Genomic DNA, 22,403 nt, shown 5'->3' with positions numbered 1-22,403 from the left:
GGCATGAGTATGGTTCGGGCCAACGGGCTGTCCGTGCACGTGGAGGAAGTCGCCCCAGCCGAAGCGGTCGCCGGCCGGCACGGTGCCGCACCGACCGCCGTGTTGATCCACGGCCTGACCACGGACACCCTGGCCAGCTGGTATCTCACCCTCGCCCATCCGCTCGCCGCCGCCGGCCTCCGCGTGATCATGTACGACCTGCGCGGCCACGGGCACACCGAACGCCCGCCGGAAGGCTACGCGTTGGACGACTTCGTCGACGACCTGACGGCGCTGCTGGCCGCGCTCGACGTGACCGGCCCGATCCACCTGTTCGGCAACTCCTTCGGCGGCACGATCGCGTTCGGCTACGCGGTACGACACCCCGAGCGGGTCACCGCCATCGCCGCGATCGAGTCCTCCCCGCCCACGGCGGCGTGGTTCGAGCAGGTGGCCCAGCAGCTCGACCACGCCGCCGCGTACCTGCCGCGTGAACACGCGCTCGCCGAGATCAGGGCCGAACGCGGGGAACTCGCCAGCCGTCGGGCCAGGACCGCCCGGGAGGTGCTCGCCGGCACGAGCCTCGTACGCGACCTGCCGGCCAGCCGGCTACCGGCGGAGGAGGTGATCGCCGCGATCGGCTGCCCGGTGCTGTGGGTGTACGGCGGCGCCTCGCCCGTGGTCGGACTGGTCCCCGAGGCCCGGCGGCTGTTGCCGCGGGCGCGGTTCGTCACCGTACCCGGCCAGCGGCACTCCCTCCTCGTCGACCAGCCGGCTGCCGTACGCGACATCGTGCTGTCCTGGCTACGCGAGGACTGCGGCCTTCCACCCGGCCAGCCGGGCCACACCGGGCTCTCCGGTCAGGACGGTCGGGATCAGCCGTCCGCCCCGGCGACCACCCACTGATCCGCTCACTGATCGACTCACTGACTCCGCTTACTGATTTCGCTCACTGATCCGCATCGCAGAGGAGGACCTTCGATGGAGTCACCGCCCGCTGGCCAGGCGATCATCATCAGTACCGGTCGGTGCGGGTCGACGCTGCTGTCCGACTTGGTCGCCGAGCAGTCCGACACCCTCTCGGCCCATGAGTTCTTCGCGTCGGTGGAGACCTGGACCGGCGCCAGAGGGGTGCTCAGCGGAGCCGAATACTGGTCACGGTTGAGCAGCCCCAGACCGGAACTCGCCACGCTGTTCCGGATCGGCCTCGGCCCGGCCGAGGTGTGCTACCCGGCCGACGGTCGATGGGCCGGCAACCTCGTCGAGCTGCCCCGGGTCCTCGCGACCACGCTGCCGAAGATCTCGTCCGACCCGGACCACCTGTTCGACATGCTCGCCGAACTGGTGCCCGGGTTTCCGGCTCAGTCGTTGGCTCGGCACCATCAGATGTTCCTGGACCTGCTCACCTCGCTCGCCGCCCGGCGGCGGTGGGTCGAGCGTTCGGGCGGTTCCAGCCACCTCGCGCGGTACCTGCTGGAGGAGTTCCCCACCGCGAAAATCGTCTACCTGACCCGCAACCGGGAGGACACCGCCCGGTCGATGAGCCGGCACTCCTCCTTCCAGCTTCTCCAGCTCAGGCTGGAGTTTCTCGGCCAGTACGGGATCGACCCGTTCGAAGTCGGCGCCGACCAGCAGGTGCCGGAGGAGCTGGAGCGCTACCTGCCGAGCCGATTGACCGCCGAGACGATGAGCGAGCGTGGCCAGGACGTCCAGCGTTACCGGGGGTTGTGCGCGTTCCTCACCAGCGAGGCCGAGCAGGCCATCGCCGATGCCGGGCCGCGGGACCTGTTGCGGATGACGTACGAGGAACTCGTCGACGACCCGCTGGCGCAGCTCGCGCGGCTGGGCCGGTTTCTGGAGTTCGACGACTGGGAGCAGTGGGCGCAACGGGTGGCCGGGGCGGTCGAGTCGGGCCCCCGCCAGCGCGATGCGGCGGCTATCGCCTGATCGGCGGAACGACGCGCCGCCCCGCCGCCAATTCGCATCGAGGAGTCCAGCGGTGGTTGTCGGTCACCGGCCACCCGTCAGGGCGGCTCGGGTGTGTGGCGCGGTCCAGTCCAGATCGGGCCCGGCCGGAACGATCCGGGTCGGGTTCAGCCACGGGTGGGTGACGAAGTAGTGGCGCTTGATCTGTGCGAAGTCGGTGGACTCGCGGAACGCCGGCCGCTGGTAGAGGTCGCGGGCGTACGCCCACAGGTGGGGGTAGTCGACGATTCGGCGCAGGTTCGCCTTGAAATGGGTCGCGTAGACCGCGTCGAACCGGGCCAGGGTGACCCAGAGCCGTACGTCGGCTTCGGTGAGCCGGTCGCCGAACAGGTAGCGCTGCCGTGCCAGCCGAGCGTCGAGCTGGTCCAGCGCCTCGAACAGGTCACGCACCTCCCGCTCGTACGCCTCCTGTGAGGGGGCGAACCCGCACCGGTAGGGGCCGTCGTGGACCCGGGTGTAGAGGAAGTCGTGCAACTCGTCGATCTCGGTACGCAGGTCGGCCGGGTAGAGGTCGCCGTCGTCCGTCGCCCACTCGTCGAACGCGGTGGCGAGATCCGTACTCAGTACCCGGTAGTCGTTGCAGACGATCCGGCCCGTCCTCCGGTCCCAGAGCACGGGTACCGAGACGTGGCTGTCGTACTCCGGATCGGTGGCCTCGTACGCCTCCGACAGGAAGGCGAAGCCGTTCACCTCGTCCGGGCCGTGCCCCTCCCCGGCACGGAACGCCCAGCCCCGGCCGTCCCGGATCGGATCCACCAGAGAGATCGACACGACGTCGGTGAGGCCCCTCAACCGCAGGACGATGGTGGACCGGTGGGAGAACGGGCAGGGCGCCGCCGCGTACAGGTGGTAGCGCTGCGGCTCGGCCCGGAACCCGCTCGACCCGTCCGCGGTGATCCGGTCGCGAAATGCCGGGTCGGCCCGTTGCAGCGGCTGGCCGGCGCGGTTCTTCGGCAGGTAGGGACCGAACTCGTCGAAGTCGACGGGGCTGGCGGTGCGGGCGGCGACGGACATCGCGAGGAGTACCTCCGGTGATCGTGCGGAGCGGACTCGTTCGTCCGATGGTGACGTGTCAGGCCGAGGCTTTCACCGCGGTCCAACCGCCGTCCACCACCAGGGTGGTACCGGTGACGTAGCCGGCGTCCGGCGAGGCGAGGAAGGCGATGGCCGCCGCCACCTCGTCCGGGGTGCCGAACCGGCCGGCCACGGTCTCCGCGACGCTGCGCTGCCGGTCCACTTCGGACACCCTGTCCCAGGCGGCGGTGCGGATCGGGCCGGGCAGGACGGTGTTGACCCGCACCTCGGGGCCGTACTCGACGGCGAGCTGGCGGCCGAGCGCGACCAGCCCGCCCTTGGCGGCGGCATAGGCGGGGTGCCCGGGCAGCCCGACCAGCGCGTGCACGGAGGAGACGAGCACCGCCGCGCCCCGACCGGCGCGCAGGTCGGCCAGGCAGGCCCGCAGGCCGAGGAAGGTGCCGGTGAGGCTCACCGCGAGCTGTCGGTCCCAGGACTGCCGGCTGGTCTGGTGCGCCGGGGCGACCTCGCTGAAGTAGGCGTTGCTGACCAGGATGTCCACCGGGCCGAATCGATCACGCAGCGTCGTCACCGCGCCGTCCCAGGCGGTCTCGTCGGAGACGTCGGCGACGATCGGGAAGGCCCGGCCACCGGCCGCGACGATCTCCTCCGCGACCTGGTCCGGAGCCCGGAGATCGACCAGGCCGACCGCCGCGCCCTCGGCGGCGAGGCGTCGGGCCGTGGCCGCGCCGATGCCGCCGTAAGCCCCCGTGACCAGGGCAACCTTGCCGTCCAGTCGTCGCATCCGCTGGTTCACCACCCGTCGCCGTCCGGCCCGTCGCCGTCCGGCAGAGCACGACATCAAGCACGACCTCAATCAGGAAGAAATCCTTCCGGCCACGATCCCCGGATGCAACCTTCCGGGTCCTCGGCCACCTCGGACTCGCCGGGCACCTCGGCACCCCCCCGGTCCTCATCCGGCTCCGTCCTCATCCGGCCGGCTCGCCGCCTGGCCGACCGCGACCAGGTCGGTGGGGCGGTCACTGGGGACGACCAGGGTGCCGCCGCAGGCCAGCGTCCAGTAGATCCCGGCGACCGAGCTGTCGAACGAGATCGAGGAGCAGAGCAGGAACGTCGTGGGGTCAGCGCAGCGGTGCGGGCCGGATCTCCGGCGGTGCCGGTTCGACCAGGAACACCTGACCGGCGTGCCCCGGATCGCAGGGCCGCTGGACCAGTTCGGCCCACTCGGCGTCCAAGTGGTCGACGGTGACGCAGAGCCCGCTGTGTACGAGCCGGAGCCGGAAGCCCGGCCGGGGCGACTCGACCGGGTCCAGGTGGAACTGCTCCCCGGCCCCCTCCTGGCCGCAGTAGTCGTCCTCGACCCGGGCACCCACCTTCCGGCTGCCCTCCCGGATGCCCATGCAGCCGGGTCCGAACTCCGGGTGGTCGGTCCGGATCAGATAGCTGATGCCGCCACCTGAGGCGGTGATCGGGGCACTCAGGCTCCTCGCCGGGAACGCCCCGGCACAGCTCGCCTGGAAGACCTGTCCGTCGCCGCGTCCGGCGCGTTCGGAGAGGCAGAGCCCGGAGTGCGCCACCCGGATCCGGGTCGCGCCTTGGCCGCCGGCCTCCCGGGTACCCGGGTCGACGTCGCCGGTCGGAGCGGATCGGACGGTCCCGGTCGGACCGGTCCGGGCGGTGCCGTCCCGGTCGGCCGGTCGGGACAGCCACCATCCGGTGAGGACGGCGGCGATCGCCACCACCGCACCCGTGGCGACGGCCAGCAGCAGCAGGCCGGGCCGGGGTCGCCGGTCGGGCGGGCCGGGGAGTACGGCCGGCTCCGGCCCGGCCGGCCCGGCAGTCGGCGGCATCGCGGCGGCGTCCACGAGGCGTCGGCGTGCCGCCAGCCACCGGTCCACCGACTCCGGGGACTCACCGCAGGCCCGGGTCAGCGCCCGGACCAACTCCTCGCGGGGCAGGGTGTTCCGACCCAACATGGTGGCGAGGGTGCTCGCCGGCAGGTTGTCACCGGCCGCCCGGGCCAGCCGCTCGATCCGCCGAAAGCTCAACCCCGACCGGTCGCGCAACTGCCGGAGCAGCCCGACGAGGTCGGTCGGCGTCTCGGCGCTGCCAGGATCGAGGTCGTCGGTGCCATCGGGCATCGGTGGGGTACCTCCGGCGGACGGTGCCACGAGGCCGCCGGCGGGACGGGCAGCCGGTGCGGACAGGTGCGGACCGGAGCCTCGGCACGGGACCGATCGCCGATCATGGACATGTTAGCGCGCGTCCCTTCCGCGCCTCGGGTGACCGATGGTGCTGGGTCGCTGACCACCGTCGTCGTGCGGCTGCGATACGACGCCGCGCGTGGTGACCCGGCATGCGATACGACGCCGCGCGTGGTGACCCGGCATGCGATACGACGCCGCGCGTGGTGACCCACATGCGATACGACGCCGCGCGTTGTGACCCGCACCGGACAACGGCCATACTGACAGCCTTCCATGGTGGCGAGACCGACACGCTTTCCAGAGCGGCCAGCGCGACGGCGTTCCGGGGAAGGTCGGCGAGGAGCACAGGAGGTGGCACCATCAGCGCCCGCAGGGTTCTCTTCGTCGGTGGCAGCGGCATCATCAGCTCCGCCTGTTCCCGGCTCGCCGTCGAGCGGGGGATCGAGCTGACGGTGCTCAACCGGGGCACCACCACCCGACGACCGCTGCCGGCCGGGGTCACCGTGCTCCGGGCCGACATCCGCGATCCGGACTCGGTCCGGGCCGCGCTGGGCGGTCGGGAGTTCGACGCGGTGGTCGACTGGATCGCCTTCACCCCGGCACACCTGCGTACCAGCATGGAGCTGTTCCGGGACCGGACCGGCCAGTACGTCTTCATCAGCTCGGCCTCGGCCTACCAGACCCCGCCGGCCCGGCTGCCGATCGTGGAGTCGACCCCGCTGCGCAACCCGTACTGGCGATACTCCCGGGACAAGATCGCCTGTGAGGACCTGCTCGTCCGGGCGTACCGGGAGGAGGGGTTCCCGGCCACGATCGTGCGCCCGTCGCACACCTACGACCGGACCGCGGTGCCGTTCGACGGCGGCTGGACCGTGCTCGACCGGATGCGCCGGGGTCGGGAGATCGTCGTGCACGGGGACGGCACATCACTGTGGACACTCACCCACCACACGGACTTCGCCCGGGGCTTCGTGCCGCTGCTCGGGCATCCCGCCGCGATCGGGGACGTCTTCCACATCACCTCCGACGAAGCGCTCACCTGGAACCAGATCGCCGAGACGCTGGCGGCGGCGGCCGGCGTACCGGCCCGGATCGTGCACGTGCCGTCGGACGCGATCGCGGCGGCGGATCCCGAGTGGGGTGCCGGGCTGCTCGGCGACAAGGCGCACTCGATGGTCTTCGACAACACCAAGCTGCGCCGGCTGGTGCCGGACTTCGTGGCGACGGTGCCGTTCGCGCAGGGCGCTCGGGAGATCGTCGACTGGTACGACGCCGATCCGGTCCGGCAGCGGGTCGACGTCCGGCTGGACGCGTTGCACGACCGCCTGGTCGAGACGTACCGGATCCGCGACCTGGTCCCGGCCGGCTCGGAGGACTGAGACTCGTCAGCGGACCAGGGCTCGGAGGGCTAGGGGCTGTCTCGCGGATCTCTGGCGGGCTGCGGCGGGCCCAGACGGCGCCCGGCGGCGTTGGAGGTTCGCCCGGATACGACACCGGTATCCGGACAAACCTCCGCCTTGCCGGATCACCGCCTGGACTCCGCCTCGCTCCACCGAGATCCGCGAGACAGCCCCTAGCCCCTGGGTACGGTGGCCAGCCGGATCCGGACCAGCAGGTCATGTACGGCCGGCTCCGCCGTCGGCCGCTCGGGCAGCCGGGACGCCTGCTGCGCCTCGTCCAGCGCGGCGTGCAGGGCGGTGAGATCGGCGTCCAGCCGGTCGGCTCCGGGCGCCTCGGCGACTCCGGCGAGCAGGTCGTGCTCGCCGGCTGCCTTGGCTCCGATCAGCGCGCCGAGGTAGTTCGGCGCCTCGGCCAGTTCCGCCGCCAGGGTCGGTAGCTGGGCCACCAGTCGGCCGGTCCGCATCAGGTGGATGCCGGTGAGCAGGGTCCGGAACGTGTAGAGCAGCGGCTTCAACTCTCCGGTCTGGTCGAACAGCCGGTGCTGGGTCTGCGCGAAGCCCCGGTAGTGGTGCGCGTGGTGCCGGGTGAGACAGCCGGGCGCCAGCGCGGCCAGCTCGGCGTGCGCGTCCCCGGTCAGCACGACGAGCGGGGAGAGGAGCTGCTCCAGGACGTACCCGTTGCGCCGCAGCAGCAGTTGGCCGAACTTCGCCGCGTCGTGGGTGACCAGGTCTATCTCGACCCCGTCCCGGGTCCAGCTCCGGTCCACTGTGGCCGGACCGTGCCGCAGCCCGACCACCTCGGCGGCCGGCAGCAGGTGCGCGCCGCGCAGGTCGACGTCGGAGTCCCGGGACGGGAAGCCGTAGAGGTGGGCGCCGGAGACGGTGGCGAAGAGCAGCGGGTAGGGCTGGTCGGCCAGCACGTCGCGCAGCGCGGCCGGGTCCAGCCGGGTCAGGTCGGGTGCGGCTCCGCTCCGGCCGGTGTCGCCGGTCGCCCGGGAGCCCTCCGGGCGCGTCATCCCGGTGCCTTCCGAGCGCGTCATCCCAGTGCCTCCCGGGTGCGTCATCTCCGTGCCCTCCGAGTGCGTCATCCCAGTGCCTCCCGGGCGCTGCGGGCGCGTACCGAGTAGAGCCAGGCGTCGACCCGGGCCGCGTCGGGCGCCGCCGGCAGCGGGGTGTGGGTGACGGCGTCGTCGAGGTCGGCGTGCAGGGCCAGCCGCCAGCGTTCCACCTCGGCCCACGGGACCTCGCCCCGGCGTACGGCCAGCAGCCGGTCGCGGTACGGCCCCACGTCCAGTTCCAGCCGGCCTTGCCGGAGCAGGTCACCGGCGGCTACCAGCAGCCGGAGCAGGTGCATGACGTGCTTCCACCGGGGCTCGCCGCGTTGCCGCAGGTCCGCCTCCAGCTTCTTGAACTGACTGAGCACATAGCCGGAATAGGTCTGGTAGACGAGCTGGGACAGGAACGCCGGCCGCAGTTCGAGGAGTTCCTCGCCGACCGGGGTGACGGTGAGCACGGTGCGGGAGTGCAGCACCTCCAGCAGGTTCGGGTTGGCCTTCAGGGCCAGCTCGCAGAAGCGCTCGACCTCCCAGGAGAACCGTTCCGGCTCCGGCCCGTCGAGGTGGCTCGGTGGCTTGGCCAGCGACCAGAAGGCGGTCGCCGGAGCGGCGTAGACGCCCCGGACGTCGGTGTCGGACTCCTCGGTGGCCAGCCCGAAGGCGCGGGAGCCGACCACCGCGGCATAGATGGTGTGCCGGGCGACCAGGCCGGGCCCGTCGACCGCCGCCGTCCCCGCCTCGACCGCCAGGTTCCGCTGGTACGCCTTGCGCAGCGCGAGCTGCCCGCGCGGGCTGCGTAGCCGCCGCCCGTCGGTGAGCTGGACCAGGTAGCCGTCGTCGGTCGGGTCGTGGCCGAGTACCCGGCCGGTGGCGCCGCGCTGCACCCGGGTACCCGCCAGGTCGGCGGCGGTCTGCCGCAGCACCACCTGGGTACCGTCGGGCAGCCGGGGAGCCGTTGATCGCCTGGACATGGCGGACATCGTGCCGTACCCGAGGTCCCGGCCGCATCCGAGATCACACCCGCACCGCCCGCACCAGCCGTGCCAGGGACGGCGCGGCGGGCCCTCGGTCGACTCCTGTCGTACCCGGCGGCGACAATCGGGTGATGTTCCTCGCCACGCGGCCCGGCCCGGCCGGACGGTGCCGTCCCCCGGTCGACCCAGTGGGTACGCTCGCTACCGGCGTGGGGCCCACCCCGGCGCCCAGCCCGCCGACCAGCGGCGCACGACCGGCAACTCTGGGAGTTCACCTCGTTGACTGCACAGCCTGAAATCCTGTACGGGGCCGACGACCTCACCCACCTCGAGGGTCTGGACGCGGTCCGGAAGCGGCCCGGCATGTATATCGGGTCGACCGACGGCCGTGGCGTGGGTCACCTCTTCAACGAGATCGTGGACAACTCCACCGACGAGGGGGTCGCCGGTCACGCGACCCGGGTCGAGGTCACCCTGCACGCCGACGGCTCGGTGCAGGTCGACGACGACGGCCGGGGGATCCCGACCGACGTGCACGCCAAGTCCGGGCTCTCCGGCGTCGAGCTGGTGCTGACCCGGCTGCACGCGGGCGGCAAGTTTGGCAACTCCGGCTACAAGACCTCCGGCGGCCTGCACGGGGTGGGCGCCTCGGCGGTCAACGCGCTCTCCCGGCGGTTCGACGTCACGGTGCGCCGGGACGGCAAGATCCACCAGATGTCGTTCCAGCACGGCGTACCGGGAATATTCGACGGGGCAGGCGCCGGGGCCACCTTCGCCGCCCACCCCGGGCTGCGGCTGCTCGGCAAGATGAAGCGCGGCGAGTCGACCGGCACCTCGATCCGCTACTGGTACGACGCGCGCTACTTCGAGAGCGGCGCCACCCTCGACGTCGAGGCGGTCCGCACCAAGCTCCGGCACACCGCGTTCCTGGTGCCCGGCGTGACCTACGTGCTGCGGGACGCCACGGGCGGGGCGATCAGCGCCGAGACGTTCCACTTCCCGAACGGCCTGGCCGACATGGTCGACTACCTCGCACCGGCCGCCGACAAGCCGGTCTCCGGCACCCTGTTGATCACCGGTGAGGGCAGCTACCGGGAGAACGCCGCCGACGCCAACGGCGTGATGCGGAGCAACGTCGAGCGCCGGGCCGAGGTCGAGGTGGCGTTCCGCTGGGGCACCGGCTACGAGCGCACCGTCGAGTGCTTCACCAACACCATCCGGAACGTGCACGGCGGCACCCACCGCCGGGGCTTCGAGCGGGGCGCCACCCGGGCCCTGGTCGACGCGATCCGCAACGCCCGTGGGCTGCTCAAACCGAAGGAGGACGCGCCGGTCCTGGACGACATCCTCGAGGGCCTCACCGCCGTCGTGCACGTCCGGATCCCGGAGCCGCAGTTCACCTCGCAGACCAAGGACGAACTCTCCACCGCCCCGGTGACCAAGGTGGTGCAGGCCGTCGTCGAGCAGCACATCCGGGCCTGGCTGGAGGATCGCAAGACCAAGACCGAGGCGCGTACGGTGCTCCAGAAGATCGTCGACGCGGCCCGGGTCCGGCTGACCCAGAAGCAGCAGAAGGACGCCGCCCGGCGTAAGACCGCGCTGGAGGGCGCGGCGATGCCGCCGAAGCTGGTCGACTGCCGCTCCACCGGGGTCGAGCGCAGTGAACTGTTCATCGTCGAGGGGGACAGCGCGCTCGGCACCGCCCGGCTGGCCCGCTCCAGCGAATACCAGGCGCTGCTGCCGATCCGGGGCAAGATCCTCAACGTGCAGAAGGCCAGCCTCCAGCAGGTGCTGGACAACGCCGAGTGCTCGGCGATCGTCCAGGTGCTCGGGGCGGGTTCCGGGCGTACTTTCGAGCTGGCCTCGCTGCGGTACGGCCGCATCCTGATCATGGCCGACGCCGACGTGGACGGCTCGCACATCCGTACCCTGCTGATCACGCTCTTCGCCAAGTACATGCGGCCGGTCATCGAGGCGGGCCGGCTCTACGCCGCCGTGCCGCCGCTGCACAAGATCAGCACCAAGGGCAAGAACGCGGAGACCCACTACACCTACACCCAGGCGGAGATGGTCGCCACGGTCGGCCGGCTGGAGAAGGCCAAGAAGCAGGTGGTCACCCCGATTCCCCGGTTCAAGGGGCTCGGCGAGATGGACGCCGACGAGCTGTGGGACACCACCATGAACCCGGCCAGCCGGATGGTCCGGCGGATAACCATGGACGACGTCGAGGCGGCCGAGCAGGTCCTCGAACTGCTGATGGGTGAGAAGGTCGAGCCCCGGAAGAACTGGCTGATCGACTCGGCCAACCGGGTCGACCAGGAGGCGATCGACGCCTGATCCGCCGGGCGGACCAGCACGCGGAACCGACAGCGGCCGGGGGCACCGGCCGGGCGAGGGAAGAGAGCGCTCAAAGTCATGGCACGCCGTACGGGTAAGGGACCCAAGGTCGACCTGTCCTCCTTCGACCAGGCGGGGGCCCGGGTCCTCGACAACCCACTGGCCACCGAGGTCGAGGACTCCTACCTGGAGTACGCCTTCTCGGTGATCCACTCCCGCGCGCTCCCGGACGCACGGGACGGCCTCAAGCCGGTGCACCGGCGGATCCTCTACTCGATGAACGAGCAGGGGCACCGGCCGGACCGGGCGCACGTGAAGTCGGCCAGGGTCGTCGGCGACGTGATGGGTAAGTATCATCCGCACGGCGACACCGCGATCTACGACGCGATGGTCCGGTTGGCCCAGGACTTTTCGTTGAACGTGCCACTCATCGACGGGCATGGAAATTTTGGATCCCCGGACGATGGACCGGCAGCCGCGAGGTACACCGAAGCGCGGATGTCCCGGGAGGCGATGCTGCTGGTCGGGGAGCTCGGCGAGGGGACCGTCGACTTCAAGCCGAACTACGACGGCTCGCTGACCGAGCCCTCGGTGCTGCCGGCCGCGTTCCCGAACCTGCTGGTCAACGGCACCTCCGGGATCGCGGTCGGAATGGCCACCAACATGATCCCGCACAACCTCGGCGAGGTCGTCGCGGCGGCCCGGTGGTTGATCGACCACCCGGATGCCGACCTGGACAGGCTGATGGAGTTCGTCCCCGGTCCGGACCTGCCCACCGGTGGCCTGCTGCTCGGGCTGGACGAGGTGCGCAAGGCGTACGAGACGGGGCGGGGCGTGGTGCGGATGCGGGCCCGGGTGGAGACGGGGCCGCTGGAGGGGAGCCGGGGCCGGCAGGCGATCACCGTGGTCGAGTTGCCGTACGGGGTCGGCGCCGAGAAGATCATCGAGGCGATCACCGACGAGGTACGCGGCAAGCTGATCACCTCCGGCCCGCGCAAGGGGCAGCGGCAGGCGGCCCGGCTCCAGGGCATCGCCGACGTCAAGGACCTGACCGACCGGGAGAACGGCACCCGGCTGGTGATCGAGTGCAAGGTCGGGGTCAACCCGCAGGCGCTGCTCGCCGACCTCTACCGGCTCACCCCGCTGGAGCAGTCGTTCGGGGTCAACAACCTCGTCCTGGTGGACGGCCAGCCGCAGACCCTCGGGCTCAAGCGCCTGCTGGAGGTCTTCCTGGCCCACCGCTACGAGGTGGTGACCCGGCGTACGACGTTCCGCCGGCAGAAGCGCGCCGACCGGCTGCACCTGGTCGACGGCCTGCTGATGGCGCTGCTCGACATCGACGAGGTGGTCCGGCTGATCCGGGCCAGCGAGAACGCCCAGGCGGCCAAGGACGGCCTGATGAGCCAGTTCGGGCTCTCCGAGATCCAGGCGACCTACATCCTGGACACCCCGCTGCGCCGGCTCACCAAGTTCGACCGGATCGAGCTGGAGGTGGAGCGGGAGCGGCTGCGCGACGAGATCGCCGCGCTGACCGAGATCCTGGACGACGACCGGGTGCTCCGCAAGGTCGTCTCCGACGAGTTGGCCGCGGTGGTGGACGAGTTCGCCGCGCGTCGGCGTACCACGCTGATCGACGGGGACCTCAAGGAGGTACTGGCGGCGTCGGCCCCGGCCGGGCCGCTGGAGGTCGCCGACGACCCGTGCCAGGTGATCCTCTCCGCCACCGGGCTGGTCGCCCGGACCGCCGCCGAGTCGGAGGAGGCCGCCGAGGGGCGGCGGCGCAACGGTCGGACCAAGCACGACGCCGTACGCGCCGTGGTGCACACCACCGCCCGGGGTCAGGTGCTGCTGGTGACCAGCGCGGGGCGGGCGTTCAAGACCGATGTACTGCCGCTGCCGGTGCTGCCGGAGCAGGCCGGTACGGTGTCGCTCTCCGGCGGGATGTCCACCGCCGAGTTGGTGCCGCTGGAGCCGGGGGAGACGGTGGTCGGGTTGGCGCCGCTCGGTGAGCGCGGTGCCGGTTCGCCCGGCCTGGCACTCGGGACCAGGCAGGGTGTGGTCAAGGTCTGCGCCCCGGACTGGCCGGTCCGGTCCGACGAGTTCGAGGTGATCGGGCTGCGCGACGGCGACGAGGTGGTCGGGGCGACCTGGCTCACCGACGGCGCGGAGACGCTCGCCTTCGTCGCCTCGGACGCCTCGCTGCTGCGCTTCCCGGCGACGCTGGTCCGGCCGCAGGGTGTCAAGGGCGGCGGCATGGCCGGGATCAACCTGGGCGCCGACGCCGAGGTGGTCTTCTTCGGCGCGGTCCGCACCGACGAGGCGGAGCACGGCGAGTCGATGGTGGTCACCTCCAGCGGCAGCGGCGTGAAGGTGACCCCGTTCGCGCTCTATCCGGCGAAGGGCCGGGCCACCGGCGGGGTACGCGCACAGCGCTTCCTCAAGGGGGAGTCCAAACTGGTCGTCGCCTGGATCGGGCCGCGACCGGTGGGCATCAGCAAGCGCGGCGAGCCGATGGCGCTGCCCGAGCCGGACCAGCGCCGGGACGGCTCCGGGGCGGCGATGTTCGGCCCGGACAAGGTGGGTCACCTGATCGAACGCGGCTGACCCGGTTGCCCGGCCGCCCCTGCCGAGTCAGCGGGGCGGTTCCGGGTCGGTGACGTCGGCGATCCGGCCGTCGAGGGCGGCCACCGCCGCGTCGGCGTCCAGCGCCACGGCGCTGCCGCGCTCGCCGGTGCCGAGCGTGATGGTGCGGCCCCGGATCCGTTCGTCGGCCACCACCGGCCACGCCGTCCGGGAGCCGAACGGGGTGATGGTGCCGCGCTCGTAGCCGGTCGCCGACCTGGCCTCGTCGGCGTCCGGCAGGGCGAGCCGGTTGACCGCGAGCAGGGTACGCAGCTTCGGCCAGGAGATCACCCGGTCGCCGGGTACCAGGACGAAGACGAAGTCCTGCGTGGCGCGGCGTACCACGATGGTCTTCACCACGTCCGGCACCTCGACGCCGATCGCCTCGGCGGCCTCGGCGACGCTGCGGACCGGCCCGTGCCGGATCACCCGGTGCGGGACACCGGCCGAGGTGAGAGCGGTGATCGCGGACATGGCGCCACCGTACCCGCCGGCCGCTCGGCGTCGCGGCGGGTCCGGCGGACCCGTGCCGACCGCGACCGGCTGGACGTTCGGACATCGTTCCGAGCGTCCGAGCCATTCACCGTCCCGGCTCGGCGCGGTTGACTCGGTGGCATGAGCGACGCACCCATCCTTGTCCCCGGGACCGGATCCGCCGGCCCGGGACTGACCAGTCGGGAGATCCGGCTGGCCGTCCGGCCGCAGGGTGAACCCGGTCCGGAGAACTTCGAACTGGTCGGCACCACCGCACCGGCGCCGGGACCGGGGCAGGTCCTGGTGCGGAACACCTGGATGTCGGTCGACCCGTACATGCGGGGGCGGATGGACGACCGGGAGTCGTACATCCCGCCGTTCCGGGTCGGTGCCGCTCTGGACGGCGGTGCGGTTGGCGAGGTCGTCGCCTCCGAGGCCCCGTCGGTACCGGTCGGGGCGACCGTGTCGCACTTCCTCGGCTGGCGCGAGTACGCCGTCCTCGACGCGGCCGCCGCGACCGTGGTCGACACCGCCGTCGCGCCTGCCGAGGCGTACCTCGGAGTGCTCGGGATACCCGGGCTGACCGCGTACGTCGCGCTCACCGACACCGCCCCGGTCCGCCCCGGTGACGTGGTCTTCGTCTCCGCCGCCGCCGGTGCGGTGGGCTCGCTCGCCGGGCAGTTCGCCCGCAGGCTCGGCGCGGCCCGGGTGATCGGCTCGGCCGGCGGCCCGGAGAAGGCGAAGCGGCTGGTCGAGGAGTTCGGCTACGACGCGGGGCTCGACTACCGGGCGGATGCGATCGGCGCGCAGTTGGCGGCGGCGGCGCCCGACGGCATCGACGTCTACCTGGACAACGTCGGCACCGACCATCTGGAGGCAGCCCTGGCCGCCCTGCACGTCGGCGGCCGGGTCGCGCTGGTCGGCGCGATCAGCGTCTACAACGCGACCGCGCCGGTGCCCGGCCCGACCAACCTGATGCTGGCGCTGACCAAGCGACTCAGCCTGCGCGGCATGCTGGTGACCGACCACCTGGACCGGTTCGCCGAGTATCTTCCGCTGGCCGCCGGCTGGCTGGCCGACGGCACACTGCGGACCGCGACCACCGTCCGGGAGGGGATCGAGGCGGCTCCGGGCGCCTTCCTGGAGATGCTCCGGGGCGGCAACGTCGGAAAGATGCTGGTCCGGCTCGCCGACGAGGCCCGCTAGCGGCCGTTAGCGGTCGACCGTCTCGGGCCCCGGCACCGGGGTCCGGGACGCGGCACGGTGCTCGCTGGGCCGTACGCCCTGGGTGCGCTTGAAGGCGACGCTCAGGGCGTAGCCGTTGGCGTACCCGACCTGTCGGGCGATGGCGTCGACGGTGGCGTCGGTCTGCCGCAGCAGGTCGGCGGCGAGGCAGGTTCGCCAGTCGGCGAGGTACGCCATCGGTGCCTGCCCGACCAGCTCGGTGAAGCGCTTGGCGAATGCCGCCCGGGAGATGCCGATCTTGGCGGCCAGGGTCGCCACCGTCCACGGGTGTGCCGGGTCGTCGTGCAGCAGTCGCAGTGCCGGACCGACGACCAGGTCGCCGTGTGCGTGGTACCAGCGTGGCGTGCACGAGCCCGGCCGGTCGAACCAGTCCCGCAGGGTGGCGACGAGCAGCAGGTCGAGCAGGCGGTCGAGGACGACCCGCTGGCCGGGTTTGTCGCGGCCGATCTCCTGGACGATCATCTGCATGGTCGGGGAGCCGGCGGGGTCGGCCGGTACCAGAGCGACCCGGGGCAGTGCGGTCAGGACCCGCCGGGCGACGCTGCCCCGGATCCGGTAGGTGCCCTTGAGTACCACCGACCGGGCCGGATCGCCGTCCATCCGGCACATCGGAAGTCCCTCGTCGACGGCGAGCCCGTCCGGGGTGGTGCAGTGGTCGTTGCCGTGCACCACGACCAGCGGGGTGGTCTCGGGGGCGTCGGCGACCTCGTACGGTGCGGTGCCGACCACGAGCGCCACGTCCCGGTGGCGCAGCGGGACCGGCGCGCCGCCGTCCGGCCGCAACCACGCCTCCCCGCCGAGCATGGTCAGCAGGGTGAGCGGGGCGGCCTCCACGACCCGCAGCGACCAGGGCGGCCGGACCGTCGACCGGTCGAAGATCACGCCCTCGGGCCGGACGTCCTGGAGCAGGCTCGACAGGGCATCGCGCACGGCGTCAGTGTAGACACGCGGACATCGAACCCGCCAAATCAGCTCACCGCCGTCCACGCTGGCCGGTGCCGGCGCGGTGAGAACCGGCCGGAGGCGAGAAGTCCGGCGGACCGGACGGGGGTAACCGGACGGACATGTCCGTCCGGTCCGCGAGGCTATCCGGCCTGCTCGGGGGTCGTCCGGCTAGCGTCGACCTGGAAACAAATCGGCAATCTTCTCTGTTCTGTCGCGGAAACACACCCCTTACAGACTCGGCGTCCCACGGATCTTCGAAGGGGGGACGGCATGAGCGAAAGCGGTGGACGACGAACCAGGCAGCTCGGTCTCCACGGCCGTGACGACGAGCGCGACGACAGATGCGGCGAAGACGGACGCGGCGGGGAGGCAGGATGAACCAGTACGACCAGTCCACGGTCAGCCGGCGCGGTTTCCTGCGTGCGGTCGGCGTCAGCGGCGGGGCGGGCGCGATGCTCGCCACGATGGGTGCGCTCGGGCTCGCCCCGACCGCCGCCTCGGCGGCACCGCCGTTCCGGGCACCGACCCGTGCCGACTTCCACCTGACCGGCCGGTCCGGCGCCCGGGTGGTGGTGCTCGGCGGCGGCGTCGCCGGCCTCGCGGTCGCGTACGAGCTGGGCAAGGCCGGGTACGACTGCACGGTGCTGGAGGCGCGATCCCGGGCCGGCGGCCGGAACCTGACCGTCCGGGGCGGCACCGTGGAGACCGATCTCGACGGGCACACCCAGCGGGCCGGGTTCTCCGACGGGATGTATCTCAACGCCGGCCCGGGCCGGATCGCGCAGTGGATGGTCACCATGGACTACTGCCGCGAGCTGGGCGTACCGGTGGAGGTGTTCACCAACGCCAACGCGGACGCCTGGATCTACAACGAGTCGGCCGGGATGACCTCGCCGGTCCGCTACCGTACCGCCAAGGCGGACGTCTACGGCTACGTCTCCGAGCTGCTGGCCAAGGCGACCGACCAGGGAGCGCTGGACGACCGGCTGACCGTCGACGACAAGCAGCGGCTGCTCTCGTTCCTCCAGAGCTACGGCGCGATCGGCGGTCGCACCAGTGGGTGGGCGTACACCGGCACCGGCCGGCGAGGGTACGCCAGCTATCCGGGCGCGGGCAACGACGAGGGCGTACCGCTGGGTGCCCCGCCGCCGCTGGCCGACGTCTTCGCCAGCAACGTCGGCCGGTACTTCTCCTTCGAACTCGGCTATGACCAGGCGATGTTGATGTTCCAGCCGGTCGGCGGGATGGACCAGATCCCCCGGGCGCTGGCGAAGGCGATCGGTACGCACCGGATCCAGCTCGGTGCCGAGGTGACCGGGGTGACCGACCGGGGTGGCCGGGTCGAGGTGACCTACCGGCAGGGTGGCCGGGAGCGCCTGGTCCGGGCCGACTTCTGCGTGGCGACCCTGCCGCCGCACCTGATGGCCCGGGTGCCGCACAACCTCGGTACCGGCCTGACGGCGGCGCTCGGCAGCTTCCCGGTCACCGCCTCCGGCAAGATCGGTCTGGAGTACCGGAGCCGCTGGTGGGAGCTTGACCAGCGGATCTACGGCGGCATCACGGAGACCGACCTCGACCTGTCGCACATCTGGTACCCGTCGTACGGCTTCCACGGCCGGCGGGGCCTGATCGTCGGCTACTACAACACCGGCGCGAACGCGCGGGCGTACAGCGCGCTGACTCCGGCGCAGCGCCAGGAGCGGGCGGTCATGCAGGGCGTGAAGATCCACGGCGGGAAGTACCGTTCCGAGCTGGTGACGGCGTACTCACACGCCTGGGATCGGACCCGCTATCTGGAGGGCGCCTGGACCTCGCCGCCGCACGGTACCGCCGGCTACGAACTGTTGCTCCGGCCGGCCGGTCGGGTCTACTTCGCGGGTGACTGGCTGAGCCACGAGGTGGCCTGGCAGCACGGCGCCTTCGTCTCGGCCCGCTCGGTGGTCACCGCGCTGCACCAGCGGGTGATGGCGAGCTGACCACCCGCCGGGCGGCGGTCCGGCGCCGGAACCGTCAGAGCAGCGGGGCGACGTCCCGGGTGATGGGTACCGCCAGTACGGTCGGGCTCTCCGTGCCGAGCGCCGCCCGGAACGCCGCCCGGAACTCGTCGACCGACTCCACCTGGTAGGCGGTGCAGCCGTAGCCACGGGCGATGCCGGGGATGTCTAGTCCGGGAAGTTCCAGTCCGGGCACCCCCGGCGCGTCCTCCAACTCGGCGAAGGCTTTCAGCACGCCGTACTCCTGGTTGACCGGCACGACGAAGACGATCGGCAGCCGGTGCTGGGCGGCGGTCCAGAGCGCCTGCGGCGAGTACTGGAACGAGCCGTCCCCGATCACCGCCACCACCGGCCGGTGCTGCCCGGTGTCCCGCTGGGCGAGCGCGATGCCGACCGCCGCCGGCAGCGCGAAGCCCAGGCCACCGCTGGCCATCTTGAAGTACGAACCCGGCCGGGTGATGGTCAGTTGCCGGTGCAGCACGCTGAGGTTGGAGGGGGACTCGGGGACCACGATCCCGTCCGCCGGCCACTCGGCGGCGAGCGCGCCGAAGAGCGCCTCCGGGTGCAGCGGGGTGCCGTCGGCCCCGTCCGGCGCGGCGGCCCGGGGCGGTGGCATCGGCCGGTCGGTCGGCGGCAGCCGCTCGGCCAGCCCGGCGCAGGCCAGCGTCACGTCGCCGACCAGGCTGTCCCCGACCGGTGCCCGGGCCGCCTCGGCCGGATCGTCGGTGACGTGCAGCAGCCGGGTACCGTCCGGCAGATAGCCCTGCCGACCGGGGACGTACGGGTAGTAACGGAACACCGGGGCACCGACCACCAGTACGGTGTCGTGGCCGACAAGTTTCTCGGCCAGCGGCCCGATCGCCGGCGGCAGCAGTCCCTGGAACTGCGGGTGGTCCTGCGGGAAGCCGACCCGGTCGGCGAACGGCGGCTGCCAGACCGGTGCCCGGGTCCGCTCGGCCAGGGTGACCGCCTCGGCCCAGCCACCGGCCCGGTCGACTCCGGAGCCGATCACCAGCATGGGCTGCCGGCTGGCCGCCAGGATCTCGGCGAACCGGTCCAGTTCCGCCGGATCGGGCGCGACCCGGGTGCTCACCCGGCGTACCTGGGCGGTGCCGGTGGCCGGCTCGTCCCAGTCGTCCAGCGGCAGGGAGAGGTACACCGGCCCGGCCGGCGGCTGTACGGCGGTGGCGAGCGCACGCATGAATGCTTCCGGGATGTCCTGCGCGCGCAGTGGCTCGTGACTCCATTTGACGTACGGCTCGGGCAGTTGGGTCGGGCGCACATTCGTCAGCATCGGCTCGGACAAATTCATCGTCCGGGTCTGCTGTCCGGCGGTCACGATCATGGGTGTCTTGTTGTGCCAGGCGGTGACGAGGCTGCCCATTCCGTTTCCGGTGCCGGGCGCGGTGTGCAGATTGACGTGTACCGGCCGGCCGCTGGCCTGGGCGTAGCCGTCCGCCATCGCGACCGCGCTGGCCTCCTGGAGAGCCAGGACGTAGGAGAAGTCGGCCGGAAAGTTCTTCAGGAATGGCTCCTCGGTGGAGCCCGGGTTGCCGAACAGGGTGGTCAGGCCGAGGGAACGGAGCAGGTCGTAGGTCGCTTCGTGCACCGTTGTCATCGGAAGGAGCCTCCTGGAGTCCTCGTCCCATGCTGGGACCACCCCGCCAAGCCGGTCATTTCCGTCATACCGTACGCGTACATGATCATGCTGGTTTATCTGCCCGCCAGGGGTGGCCCAGGATCCCGGCCGCCGGCCGTCCCAATCGCGCTCTCAATCACTGTTTTCGCTGTTCAGCGCGGTTGGCAACGGCAGAACACGGCCAGTAATGTCGGCGGGTCTGCTCCGGCCCCTTGGTCGCCATGCGGGTGACACCGGAGCGGACCCGCCGAGTCGTTCGGTAACGAGCCGGGGACCCATAGTTATCTGGGGTGAATCCGCGAGCCGCTGGCCCGTGGTAGGGCTGCCTTCCCCGCCCGAATCCGTCAGCTAACCCGGTAGGCGGTGTCGGAAGGAGTAGCTGTTCGTGCCGCATCACCCGGGCCCCGGCCCGTCCCCCCAGTTCCCTCGCTGCGTCGCGGCGCCGCCCCCGGCCACCGCGACCGTCCCGGACCGCCCGGCCCCCGGCCGGCACCCCAAGCTGGCCCGATAGCGATCTGTGCCGCGTAAGCCGTCGACGCGTGGGCGCTCCGGGCCCGCCGGCCAAGCTGGCCGGCAGTTCCCGGTGAGGCCGCCGATCGGCCCAGGATCGTGGTGGCGCTGATTCCACCGGTACGCCGATAGCGGCGCAGCCACCGGTCGGCGCAACCGTCGGTCCGACCCCGCCGAATGCGAATCGGCGGACCTTTCCCGTGCGATTTCGCGCGACCCGCGACACATTCCGGCAGCGACAGAAACGTCGCGTCATTCCATGCCCCCCGGTAGCAATGACGCGCATTTCCCCTGGAGGATAACGTTGAAGCACGCAATTAACGGGCGGTTCAGGACCGCCATGTCGAGCCGGCGCAACCGGCTCGCGCTCGCCTCGGCCGCGGTACTCGCCGCCGCCGTGTCCACCGGGATCGTGCTGACCTCGACCGGCTCGGCGGAGACCCCGGACGCCTCGACCGTCGCGGTCGCCGAACTCGGCGCCCCGGCAGCGGGTCAGGCCGGAGCGGCCGTCACCGCCGCACCCGAGAGCACCGCACCGGAGACGACCGCCCCGGCGACCCCGTCGCAGCCGGCGACCACCGAACCGGCCCCGGCGGCCACCAAGGCGAAGGCGGCCCCGGCCAGCACCCCGAGCAAGCCACCGGCGCCCCCGAAGTCGAAGCTGCTGGACTACCAGTTCCAGACCCAGATCAACGGCTGGTACTGCGGCCCGGCCGCCACCCGGATCGCGCTGACCGTCCGGGACAAGCAGCCGAGCCAGGACGCCGTCGCCGCCGAACTCGGCACCACGACGAGCGGTACGAACTCGGCCGAGGACACCACCCGGGCGCTGAACAAGATCACTGGTACCGACTTCTACGGCACCACCGCCATCCCCGGCGGCGCGGCCACCTCGGCCCAGATGGACCGACTCCAGGCGGACGTCGTGCACGCCGTCACCAGCGGGTACGCCGTGGTCGTCAACATCGCCGGCTCGGCCACCGATCTCGACGGCGGCTGGCACAGCTACCCCGGCGGGCACTACCTGACCGTGGTCGGCTACCGCGACAACGGCCGTACGGTGAAGATCGCCGACCCGGCCATCCCGGGCGAGGACAGCAACTACTGGATGAGCACCGTCGACCTGGCGAACTGGGCGGCCACCCGGGGCTACTCGTCCTGATCCGACCCACCCGCCGGTAGCACCGACAAGACGCCGGCCCGCCCCACCCACCCGGACGACCCGTGCCGACCGAGGGTGTGGGGGCGGGCCGGCGTCGTCGTGTCGTCGGCCGGGCCCGTGGTCAGGCGGGGATCACTGGCCCTCCCACACCGCCTTGGCGCCCGTGTCACCAGTACGGAACACGAAGTAGAGGGTGATCCCGGCAGCAGCCAGGGTCAGCACCCCGAGCACCACGGTCAGCAGCACCGATGACCCCTTGGCGGTCGCGGCGGTCGCACCGGCCGCAGCGTCCCCGCCGGTCCCGTCGGTCCCGGCGGCCCCAACGGTCACGGGCGTGGCGGTGACCCGGGGCTTGGGCTTGACCAGGAAGACCAGTGCCAGGGTCAGCACCCCGAGCGCGATCGTCGCGTACAGGGTGTTGGTGCCGAGGTCCTGGTGCTCGGCCAACCGGGGGACGTACTCCGGGCTGACCCGGTTGCGGGACTCCAGCCGGGCGAGGAACTGGTCACCGGAGAGCTTGGCTCCCAGCGCGGCGAGCGGGGTGGCGACCGCGAGCAGTCCCAGTACCCACCGCAGGTGCGGGCGGACGAACGGAAGGAACGCGTACCCGACCGCGGTCAACGCGAGCAGTGGCACGAAGACCACCGCGGCATGGACCAGGAAGGGGTGGGCGGGAATGCCCATGAACTCCTCAAGCACCGGCGCCTCCTCGGCGACAGATCAGCTGACGAAAGACAGGTGGGCGACAGGCGTACGGACCGGGCGGACGAGAGGTCCGGCAGCCTGGCGGACTGGCGGCTTTCGAGAACGTTGACATGGTGCCCGGGGTGCCGACCGTT

17 protein-coding genes and 1 riboswitch are annotated in these 22,403 nt (G+C 71.9%); of the genes, 8 read left to right on the top strand and 9 right to left on the bottom strand.

Going from position 1 to position 22,403, the window contains the following annotated elements:
- Positions 1-3: 3 nt before the first annotated feature.
- Together Pma05_RS02575 and Pma05_RS02570 are read left to right on the top strand one after the other, a co-directional pair.
- Entirely contained in the window at positions 4-885 is an 882-nt protein-coding gene (locus tag Pma05_RS02575) for an alpha/beta fold hydrolase (RefSeq protein WP_203855616.1), read from the top strand.
- Between the two features lie 75 nt (positions 886-960).
- Entirely contained in the window at positions 961-1,926 is a 966-nt protein-coding gene (locus Pma05_RS02570; RefSeq protein WP_203855615.1) for a sulfotransferase, read from the top strand.
- A 63-nt stretch (positions 1,927-1,989) separates the two neighbouring features.
- Here Pma05_RS02570 and Pma05_RS02565 read toward each other — a convergent pair whose 3' ends face one another.
- The 3 genes from Pma05_RS02565 to Pma05_RS02555 form a co-directional block, all read right to left on the bottom strand.
- Positions 1,990-2,979, bottom strand: a complete 990-nt coding sequence (locus Pma05_RS02565) for a glutathione S-transferase family protein (protein ID WP_203855614.1) — start codon at positions 2,977-2,979, stop codon at positions 1,990-1,992.
- Between the two features lie 58 nt (positions 2,980-3,037).
- Positions 3,038-3,784, bottom strand: a complete 747-nt coding sequence (locus Pma05_RS02560; RefSeq protein WP_203855613.1) for an SDR family NAD(P)-dependent oxidoreductase — start codon at positions 3,782-3,784, stop codon at positions 3,038-3,040.
- 337 nt (positions 3,785-4,121) lie between these two features.
- A complete protein-coding gene (locus tag Pma05_RS02555) occupies positions 4,122-5,141 on the bottom strand; it encodes a helix-turn-helix domain-containing protein (RefSeq protein WP_203855612.1) in 1,020 nt (339 codons plus the stop codon).
- 278 nt (positions 5,142-5,419) lie between these two features.
- Between Pma05_RS02555 and Pma05_RS02550 the strand changes: the two genes are divergently transcribed.
- The gene (locus tag Pma05_RS02550) at positions 5,420-6,586 is read left to right on the top strand and encodes an SDR family oxidoreductase (protein WP_203855611.1); all 1,167 of its coding nucleotides are present in this window, start codon (positions 5,420-5,422) and stop codon (positions 6,584-6,586) included.
- A 194-nt stretch (positions 6,587-6,780) separates the two neighbouring features.
- On the opposite strand, the gene Pma05_RS02545 is transcribed toward Pma05_RS02550, so the two are convergent.
- Both Pma05_RS02545 and Pma05_RS02540 read right to left on the bottom strand, forming a co-directional pair.
- Positions 6,781-7,560, bottom strand: a complete 780-nt coding sequence (locus Pma05_RS02545) for a nucleotidyltransferase domain-containing protein (RefSeq protein ID WP_425567572.1) — start codon at positions 7,558-7,560, stop codon at positions 6,781-6,783.
- 131 nt (positions 7,561-7,691) lie between these two features.
- Positions 7,692-8,633, bottom strand: coding sequence for a nucleotidyltransferase domain-containing protein (locus Pma05_RS02540; RefSeq protein WP_203855610.1), 942 nt, complete (start codon positions 8,631-8,633; stop codon positions 7,692-7,694).
- A gap of 282 nt (positions 8,634-8,915) precedes the next feature.
- On the opposite strand from Pma05_RS02540, the gene Pma05_RS02535 reads away from it, so the two are divergent.
- The gene (locus tag Pma05_RS02535) at positions 8,916-10,973 is read left to right on the top strand and encodes a DNA gyrase/topoisomerase IV subunit B (protein ID WP_203855609.1); all 2,058 of its coding nucleotides are present in this window, start codon (positions 8,916-8,918) and stop codon (positions 10,971-10,973) included.
- A gap of 78 nt (positions 10,974-11,051) precedes the next feature.
- Positions 11,052-13,577, top strand: coding sequence for a DNA gyrase/topoisomerase IV subunit A (locus Pma05_RS02530; RefSeq protein WP_203855608.1), 2,526 nt, complete (start codon positions 11,052-11,054; stop codon positions 13,575-13,577).
- Positions 13,578-13,604: 27 nt separating this feature from the next.
- On the opposite strand, the gene Pma05_RS02525 is transcribed toward Pma05_RS02530, so the two are convergent.
- Positions 13,605-14,069 (bottom strand): aminoacyl-tRNA deacylase, encoded by a 465-nt coding sequence (locus Pma05_RS02525; protein WP_203855607.1) that lies wholly within the window; start codon positions 14,067-14,069, stop codon positions 13,605-13,607.
- A 141-nt stretch (positions 14,070-14,210) separates the two neighbouring features.
- On the opposite strand from Pma05_RS02525, the gene Pma05_RS02520 reads away from it, so the two are divergent.
- Positions 14,211-15,275 (top strand): NADP-dependent oxidoreductase, encoded by a 1,065-nt coding sequence (locus tag Pma05_RS02520; RefSeq protein WP_203855606.1) that lies wholly within the window; start codon positions 14,211-14,213, stop codon positions 15,273-15,275.
- 6 nt (positions 15,276-15,281) lie between these two features.
- On the opposite strand, the gene Pma05_RS02515 is transcribed toward Pma05_RS02520, so the two are convergent.
- Positions 15,282-16,244: an AraC family transcriptional regulator gene (locus Pma05_RS02515; protein ID WP_203855605.1), complete on the bottom strand. Its 963-nt coding sequence runs from the start codon at positions 16,242-16,244 to the stop codon at positions 15,282-15,284.
- 389 nt (positions 16,245-16,633) lie between these two features.
- Here Pma05_RS02515 and Pma05_RS02510 point away from each other — a divergent pair, with 389 nt between their 5' ends.
- Positions 16,634-18,235 carry a flavin monoamine oxidase family protein gene (locus Pma05_RS02510; RefSeq protein ID WP_203855604.1) on the top strand — a complete coding sequence of 534 codons (1,602 nt, stop codon included), beginning with the start codon at positions 16,634-16,636 and terminating at the stop codon, positions 18,233-18,235.
- A 34-nt stretch (positions 18,236-18,269) separates the two neighbouring features.
- Here Pma05_RS02510 and mdlC read toward each other — a convergent pair whose 3' ends face one another.
- Positions 18,270-19,871 (bottom strand): benzoylformate decarboxylase, encoded by a 1,602-nt coding sequence (mdlC, locus tag Pma05_RS02505; protein WP_203855603.1) that lies wholly within the window; start codon positions 19,869-19,871, stop codon positions 18,270-18,272.
- Between the two features lie 256 nt (positions 19,872-20,127).
- A riboswitch (cyclic di-AMP (ydaO/yuaA leader) is annotated at positions 20,128-20,270 on the top strand.
- 472 nt (positions 20,271-20,742) lie between these two features.
- Between mdlC and Pma05_RS02500 the strand changes: the two genes are divergently transcribed.
- Complete coding sequence (locus Pma05_RS02500; protein ID WP_203855602.1) at positions 20,743-21,564, top strand: C39 family peptidase; 822 nt, start codon at positions 20,743-20,745, stop codon at positions 21,562-21,564.
- A gap of 132 nt (positions 21,565-21,696) precedes the next feature.
- Here the strand turns inward: Pma05_RS02500 and Pma05_RS02495 are convergent, their stop codons facing one another.
- Complete coding sequence (locus Pma05_RS02495) at positions 21,697-22,263, bottom strand: hypothetical protein (protein WP_203855601.1); 567 nt, start codon at positions 22,261-22,263, stop codon at positions 21,697-21,699.
- Positions 22,264-22,403 lie beyond the last annotated feature (140 nt).

The organism is Plantactinospora mayteni, assembly GCF_016862935.1.
GTDB lineage: Bacteria > Actinomycetota > Actinomycetes > Mycobacteriales > Micromonosporaceae > Plantactinospora > Plantactinospora mayteni.
The sequence above is the reverse complement of the archived record's forward strand: the minus strand, read 5'-3'. Positions and strand labels throughout refer to the sequence as shown.

Bases quoted from the DNA above. Each gene is read 5' to 3' on its own strand.
- Pma05_RS02555 (WP_203855612.1), bottom strand. From the start codon at position 5,141: ATGCCCGATGGCACCGACGACCTCGATCCTGGCAGCGCCGAGACGCCG.
- Pma05_RS02525 (WP_203855607.1), bottom strand. From the start codon at position 14,069: ATGTCCGCGATCACCGCTCTCACCTCGGCCGGTGTCCCGCACCGGGTG.
- Pma05_RS02575 (WP_203855616.1), top strand. From the start codon at position 4: ATGAGTATGGTTCGGGCCAACGGGCTGTCCGTGCACGTGGAGGAAGTC.
- Pma05_RS02510 (WP_203855604.1), top strand. From the start codon at position 16,634: ATGAACCAGTACGACCAGTCCACGGTCAGCCGGCGCGGTTTCCTGCGT.
- Pma05_RS02500 (WP_203855602.1), top strand. From the start codon at position 20,743: ATGTCGAGCCGGCGCAACCGGCTCGCGCTCGCCTCGGCCGCGGTACTC.
- Pma05_RS02550 (WP_203855611.1), top strand. From the start codon at position 5,420: ATGCGATACGACGCCGCGCGTTGTGACCCGCACCGGACAACGGCCATA.
- mdlC (WP_203855603.1), bottom strand. From the start codon at position 19,871: ATGACAACGGTGCACGAAGCGACCTACGACCTGCTCCGTTCCCTCGGC.
- Pma05_RS02560 (WP_203855613.1), bottom strand. From the start codon at position 3,784: ATGCGACGACTGGACGGCAAGGTTGCCCTGGTCACGGGGGCTTACGGC.
- Pma05_RS02540 (WP_203855610.1), bottom strand. From the start codon at position 8,633: ATGTCCAGGCGATCAACGGCTCCCCGGCTGCCCGACGGTACCCAGGTG.
- Pma05_RS02520 (WP_203855606.1), top strand. From the start codon at position 14,211: ATGAGCGACGCACCCATCCTTGTCCCCGGGACCGGATCCGCCGGCCCG.
- Pma05_RS02570 (WP_203855615.1), top strand. From the start codon at position 961: ATGGAGTCACCGCCCGCTGGCCAGGCGATCATCATCAGTACCGGTCGG.
- Pma05_RS02530 (WP_203855608.1), top strand. From the start codon at position 11,052: ATGGCACGCCGTACGGGTAAGGGACCCAAGGTCGACCTGTCCTCCTTC.
- Pma05_RS02565 (WP_203855614.1), bottom strand. From the start codon at position 2,979: ATGTCCGTCGCCGCCCGCACCGCCAGCCCCGTCGACTTCGACGAGTTC.